This is a genomic window from Priestia sp. SIMBA_032 (genome assembly GCF_046535215.1).
In the GTDB taxonomy this organism is placed as follows: domain Bacteria; phylum Bacillota; class Bacilli; order Bacillales; family Bacillaceae_H; genus Priestia; species Priestia aryabhattai.
On sequence record NZ_JAWRXD010000298.1, the window covers coordinates 1 to 332 of the forward strand.

The window sequence follows — 332 nt, forward strand, 5'->3', positions numbered from 1 at the left end:
GTAATATTTGCTCTATAATTGGCAACATATTTTGTTCAAATGGAATGTCGATAGGAAATGGTTTTTGAGAGCCTGGTTTTATTCCATATTGCACAATTTTGTAATGTGTATTGTTTTCAGACTTGAGCACAATTAACTTATAGCGATTATCATCGCCAGCGAGTGAGAAATCAATAGAAGTAGCGTTATATGTTACTTCATCTTTATATATGTACGGCTTTGGCGTACCAATCCAGTCTACTTTTGCTTGTACATTCATGGGCATAGCCTCCTTATATGTATTATAAATAAATAAAAGCCAGCTCTCAATAAAGAGAACAGGCTTGTAATTT

At 33.7% G+C, this 332-nt stretch carries 1 protein-coding gene; it reads right to left on the minus strand.

Annotated elements, in window-relative coordinates; translation table 11 throughout:
• Positions 1 to 259, minus strand: a 259-nt coding sequence (locus SB717_RS34470; RefSeq protein WP_410907346.1) for a DUF3910 family protein, incomplete at its 3' end; no start/stop codon positions are given.
• Positions 260 to 332: the final 73 nt, after the last annotated feature.